General features: G+C 35.0%; 5 protein-coding genes. All 5 read left to right on the forward strand.

The annotated features are described in order from the left end of the window. Positions 1-157: 157 nt before the first annotated feature. A complete protein-coding gene (locus AA81_RS06395; RefSeq protein ID WP_103077385.1) occupies positions 158-1183 on the forward strand; it encodes a LacI family DNA-binding transcriptional regulator in 1026 nt (341 codons plus the stop codon). Positions 1184-1274: 91 nt separating this feature from the next. Next, positions 1275-3635, forward strand: coding sequence for a glycoside hydrolase family 94 protein (locus tag AA81_RS06400; RefSeq protein WP_103898574.1), 2361 nt, complete (start codon positions 1275-1277; stop codon positions 3633-3635). 46 nt (positions 3636-3681) lie between these two features. Next, positions 3682-4884 (forward strand): sugar ABC transporter substrate-binding protein, encoded by a 1203-nt coding sequence (locus AA81_RS06405; RefSeq protein WP_169999643.1) that lies wholly within the window; start codon positions 3682-3684, stop codon positions 4882-4884. 78 nt (positions 4885-4962) lie between these two features. Further along, entirely contained in the window at positions 4963-5838 is an 876-nt protein-coding gene (locus AA81_RS06410) for a carbohydrate ABC transporter permease (protein ID WP_103898576.1), read from the forward strand. Positions 5839-5864: 26 nt separating this feature from the next. Beyond that, positions 5865-6698, forward strand: a complete 834-nt coding sequence (locus AA81_RS06415; protein ID WP_103898577.1) for a carbohydrate ABC transporter permease — start codon at positions 5865-5867, stop codon at positions 6696-6698. The last annotated feature ends 72 nt before the right edge of the window (positions 6699-6770 follow it).

A 6770-nucleotide genomic window follows, 5' to 3' on the forward strand; every position in this document is an offset into this window, starting at 1 on the left:
TTAAGAATTTTTAAGTTTTTAAGTCCTAATCGTCTCTACTCGACTTTAATCGTCTATAATTCCATTTAATCGGATTTTTATTTTAAAAGTATAAGAGTTATAATATAATTAGTTAAACGGTTAAGTAATTTTATAATCAAGCATTGGAGGATACGCTATGCCACCAAAGAAAAATAAAAATTCTCGAATAACTATCGAAGATATAGCACAGATCGCACAAGTTTCTAAAGCCACCGTATCTTATGTGATCAATGATAAACCCGGTGTGAGTGAGCCGGTTAGAAATAAAATAAAAAATATAATTGAGGAAACTAATTATTTTCCTAATTCTGCAGCAAGGGGTTTAGCAGGTGAAAAAACACATTTTGTAGGTTTAGTTATTCCAGATATTTCTGATATGTTCTATGCAAATATAATTAGAGGAGTAGAAAAAACTTTAAATAAAAAAGACTATCTTCTCAATCTATTTACCACACATGCAAGGCCAGAAAGAGAGCAACAAGTGGTTCGATTGTTGAATAAGAGTATGGTTGACGGATTAATTATAATGGCTTACTTTATTACTGATAATTTCATAAAGTCTTTGAAAGAAAGGGATATTCCTTTTGTCTTTATCGATTATCCACCAAAGGATGAAGATATTTATTCTGTGATGGTCGACAACGAAAATGGTGCATTTGAGGCGACAGAATATTTGATAAAACTTGGGCATAAAAAAATAGCGTTTTTAGAAGGTCCACAAGTTGCCTGGGATTCAAAGGCACGATTCAAAGGTTATTTGAAGGCATTAAAAGCCTATGGAATCAAATTCAACCAAGAATTAGTTGAAAACGGTAATTTTACAAAAGAAGAAGGATATACAGCTACAAAAAGGTTGTTAGAAAAAGGAGAAAAATTCACTGCTATCTTTTCTTCGAATGATCAAATGGCGATAGGAGCAATGAGAGCTTTAAAAGAAAGTGGGTACAAAATTCCAACAGATGTCTCTACTATAGGTTTTGACAACATCGAGGCCAGTTCTATAATAGAACCACCTTTAACAACTGTTTCACAACCCATATATGAAATGGGTAAAAAAGCTGTAGATATTATAACAGCTTTGATAAATGGAGAAACAATAGAAGAAAAAAGATATTTGTTAAAAACAAAATTAATCGAAAGACAATCTTGTACAAGAATTTAAATTTTTTACAGATAACTTAATCGGTTAAGTAAGCATGAATAAAGTATTTTATAACCTCATAACAGCAATTTTTAAAATCAGGAGGGAAGATATGTTCGAGACAAAATACGGATATTTCACAGAGGATGGAAAAGAGTATGTTATAACCACTCCTAAAACTCCAAAACCTTGGATAAATGTTATTTCTAATGGTGATTATGGAATGGTCATATCTCAGAGTGGTTCTGGTTATAGTTGGAGAACACATGCAAGTTTAAATAGAATTACACGGTGGGAACAAGATCTCATAAAGGATGAATGGGGCAAATATATTTACATAAAAAATGAGACAAGTGGAGACTTTTGGTCTCCAAGTTGGAAGCCCACATGTAAAGAACCACAAGAGTATGAAGTAAGACACGGTCAAGGTTATTCAATATTTGAGACCAAATATTTCGATATAAAAACGAATTTAACTATGTTTGTATCTAAGGATGACCCAGTCGAAATATGGAAGTTAACTATAAAAAATACTTCTGAAAAAGAACACAAATTGTCTATTTACACCTACTTAGAATGGAATTTGGGAGCCGCTCCCGACTGGCACAGAGAGTTTCACAAAACTTTTATAGAAACAGATTTTTTAAATGATTTAAACTGTATAACGGCTGAAAAAAGAATGTGGGAGATTCCAAATGAAAAAGGTCAAAATTGGAACAGGAACTGGGAATATACCGCTTTTCATTCAGTTAATGAGAAAATAGCCGGATTTGAAGGGTCAAAGGAAAAATTTTTGGGAGAGTATGGAAGTATTTCTAATCCAAATGCCCTTATTAGTGGAAAAATGTCAAACACTTATGGAAAATGGGAAGATTCTATTGGTAGTTTAAAAAATGAAATAATTTTAAAACCAGGAGAAGAAAAAACGTTGATTTATTTGCTTGGGGCCGTTTCTAAAAAAAATACAAACGGAAGTGTGAGCTCACTTGTTAAAAAATATCAAACAGTAGAAAAGGTAGACGAAGAATTCGAAAAAGTAAAAGATATGTGGAACGAAATGCTTTCAAAATTTACTGTTGAAACACCAGATAAAGCCTTGGATTTTATGCTAAATAACTGGTTGAAGTACCAAGCTATTTCAGGAAGGTTATGGGGAAGGTCTGCCTATTATCAAACTGGTGGGGCGTACGGTTTTAGAGATCAACTTCAAGATAGTCAGATATTTTTGTATGTGGATCCCGAACAAACCAAAAATCAGATAAAACTTCACGCAGCTCACCAATTCAAAGATGGAAGTGTGTACCATTGGTGGCATCCCATTTCTGAACTCGGTTACAAGAATAATATATCGGATAACAGATTATGGTTGCCTTTTGTTGTTTTAAGGTTTTTAAAAGAAACTAGTGATTTAGAATTTTTGAAAGAAAATATAAAGTTTCTGGATGGTGGGGAATCTTCTTTATACGACCATTGTATTAGAGCAATTCACTACAATTTAAATCATATGAGCCCAAGAGGACTTCCTTTAATAGGTGATGGAGACTGGAATGATGGTATGAACGCTGTTGGTACCCAGGGTAAAGGGGAAAGTATTTGGCTTGGACATTTCTTGTACGGTATTTTAAAAGATTTCTCTGTTGTTTGTAAGAAAATGGGAGATTTAGCAAATATGCAAAGGTTTATGGACGAAGCTGAAAAGCTTAAAGAAAACATCAACAAATACGCCTGGGATGGAGAATGGTACGTAAGGGCATTCAAAGACAACGGGGAACCGATTGGAAGCAAACAAAATAGTGAAGGTAAGATATTTTTAAATGCACAAACTTGGGCAATAATCAACGGTACCGCAACACAAACACGAAGTGAAACAGCTTATCGATCAGCAAAAAAGTACCTGTTTAAAGATTATGGACCACTTCTTTTTCAACCGGCGTTTGCTAAACCTGATCCAGAAATTGGTTATCTAAGTAGATACGCCGCGGGAGTTAGAGAAAATGGCGGATTGTACACTCATGCAGGTACGTGGGCGATATTAGCAGCCTCAAAAATGAAAGATCCTGATACATATAAAATCTACAAAAGCTTCATGCCTATTTATAGGGGTTTGGAACCAGATAAATACTTAGCTGAACCATATGTTACTCCAGGTAACGTTGATGGACCAGATTCCCCCTATTTTGGAAGAGGAGGGTGGACTTGGTATACAGGATCAGCAGCTTGGTATTTTATAGTTGCGATTGAGGGAATTATTGGACTAAAAGCCGAATGGGAAGGGTTAAAAATAGAACCTTTATTCCCCGAAGATTGGAAAGAAGTAAAAGTAAAGAGAATATTCAGGGGAAAACAGTTGAACATAACTTACAAAAAAAGTGATGAGAAAAAGATCATAGTTAACGGTGTAGAAATTGATGGAAACATTATTAATCCGGAATTACTTGAAGAAAATGTTTTGAATGTTGAGGTACTTTTTTAGAAAAATATCAAAAAACCGTAAAATTACTATTAGGAGGTGTAGAAAGATGAGAAAGGCATTGGTTGTTTTGAGTGTTGTGATGTTGATGGTTTCGTTAAATTTTGGTGCGACAAAGATCACCGTATGGGGTATGGGTGAAGAGGCAAAAAGTTTGGATCAATTGGCCGAACTTTTCATGGAAGAATACCCAGAATATGAGATCGATGTTCAAGCTATACCTTGGGCAAACGCCTACGATAAAATTTTAACCGGAATCGCTGGCAGGCAAGTCCCAGATGTTGCTCAGATGGGAACAACTTGGATGGCTCCGTTTGGAAGCATGGGGGCATTTGAAGATTTAGGCCCATACATTGAAGAGTCTGAATTTGTAAACCCAGAGAATTTCTTCCAAGGTGCATGGGAAACAGGAATAGTTGATGGAAAACAGTTAGGTGTTCCTTGGTATGTAGATACCAGAGCTATGTATTACAGAACTGATTTATTAGCTCAAGTAGGTTACGATCATGCTCCTCAAAATTGGGATGAGTTATACGATGCTGTAAAGAAGTTAGTTGAAAATGGAAGTAGATATGGTATTACCCTTTATCAACCTCAGGATAATTACCAGGTATTGTTACCATTTGTTTGGCAAAATGGTGGAGATATTTTAGATAGCCAAGGAAATGTGATAATAGACCAACCAGAATTTGTTGAAGCTTTTGAGTATTATACAAGATTTTTCACAGAAGAATTAACCCCAATTGCAGGTGGAGGTAACCTATTCCAAGATTTTGCGTCTGGAGATACCCCAATCTTCTTTTCCGGTCCATGGATGGTTAGTATGATAAGGGCTCAAACACCTCAAATAGATGGTAAGTGGGATGTTGCCTTAATGCCAGAGAAAAAAAGTAGAACATCCTTCATGGGAGGTAGTAATTTAGTTATTTTCAGGGATTCCAAAAACAAAGAAGCCGCTTGGAAGTTCATAGAGTTCTTGTCGAGACCTGATATCCAAGTGAAATGGTACCAAATTGTGAACGCATTACCTTCAACATCCAAAGCATGGGAAGATCCTGTATTACAAGCAGATCCAATGATAGCAACGTTCGGTGAACAGTTGAATGATGCAAAAGCACCTATGAACATACCTGAATTTCAAGAAATCTCAGTTTCGATTGATAGCATGGTTCAAGAAGCAATTTATGGCAGAAAAACACCCGAACAAGCGGCTAAGGATTTGAAAAAAGATATTGAAAAGATATTGAAATAATTTGTTTTATGCCCCTCTTTTTACAAAAAAAGAGGGGCTTTTGATCAAAATTTTTGTGATTATCAAGGAGGGATAAAATTGAAGACCCCATTAAGAGCGATTATTGGTTTCATAGGACCTTCAATAATATTATTGTTGATCTTCATGTTAATACCCATAGTAGTTTCTTTGATCATAAGCTTCACTGATTTCGATGTTTATGCTATATATGATTGGGGAAATGCTAGTTTTATAGGCCTTGAAAATTATAGGAATTTAATGCAAGACCCTCTTTTTTGGAGGGCATTATTAAATACATTATACGCATTAGTTGTTGCGATGCCTTTAACGGTAGTTTTGGCTTTAAGTTTTGCTGCCCTTATAAACAGGGAAGCCACGTATTTTAAGAATTTTTTTAAAGTGAGTTTTTATCTACCTTCCATTACAAACACAGTCGCAATTGCTATTGTATGGGCTTGGATGCTCAATCCTGATTACGGATTAATAAATTGGTTTTTGGGTTTATTTGGGATACAAGGACCTAATTGGTTAGGTGCTCCCATATGGGCAATGCCATCGGTAATAATGCTTGTAGTTTGGAAAGCAGTTGGTTACAACGTTATTCTCTTCACGGCTGGTTTACAAAATATACCAGACTATCTATATGAAGCTGCCGAGTTGGATGGAGCTTCAAGATTCCAACAATTTTTACATGTTACCATTCCATCGTTGAGGCCAACAATATTTTTCGTTACAGTTATGACTGTAATAGGTTATTTGCAATTATTTGAAGAACCATACATGTTAACGGCAGGCGGACCTTTGAATGCTACTTTATCTATAGTTCTCTATCTGTATCGACAAGGTTTCAGGTTCTTCAAATTAGGGTATGCCTCTTCAATCGCTTTTATGCTATTTTTAATGATATTTGCTTTAACATACATACAAATGAGTGCAAGAAGATCAGAAGTATAAAAGAGTATCGGTAAGGAGTGATAAATATGAGATCGCGAAAAGTTTCTCCTATAGAGCAAGTAGCGGTACATGGATTATTGATTATTTGGTTGTTAATTTCTGTTATACCTTTTATATGGATGCTTTCAACTTCTTTTAAGGGGCCAGGAGAAATTTTTATATTTCCTCCAAGATGGATCCCTAGGAATCCTACTTTTAACAATTATATAGACTTATTTCAAAATATGAACTTTGGAAGGCCTTTTTTGAATTCCGTTATTGTGTCTCTTTCTACAACATTTCTTTCGGTTTTAGTAGCTACTATGGCAGGTTATGGATTCGCCAAATTTCGTTTCAAAAATAAAAATTTATTGTTTTTGTTCATCTTGGGAACGATTATGGTACCAGGTCAAATTACTATGATCCCAGTATTCTTATTGTTATCACGGTTGAATCTATTGAACACCTATTTGGGGTTAATATTACCAGCTATAGCCAATGCCTTCAACATTTTTTTCATGAGACAGTACATTATGAGTATACCTGATGAACTAATAGAAGCAGCTAAAATGGATGGGGCGCATGAAGGGTGGATATTTTTTAGAATAATCTTGCCTTTGGCTAGACCCGCTATGGCAGCAATAACCATCTTCACTTTTACAGGTTCTTGGAACAATTTTTTATGGCCATTAATTATAGCGACGGATGAAAGCATGTATACCCTTCCGGTTGCTGTATCTGTTTTAGGGGGTCAATATACTGAAAACATAGCGATGCAAATGGCAGGTTCGGTTATCGTAATATTGCCTCTTATAATCGTATTTTTATTCACTCAAAGATATTTCATAAAAGGAATCACATTTACAGGAATGAAAGGATAAAAATAAAATGGCCATATTTATAATATTATTCAAATCTTGTTAATAAATTACCTGTATAATAAAAGGGACTAA

It is taken from the genome of Petrotoga halophila DSM 16923 (assembly GCF_002924615.1).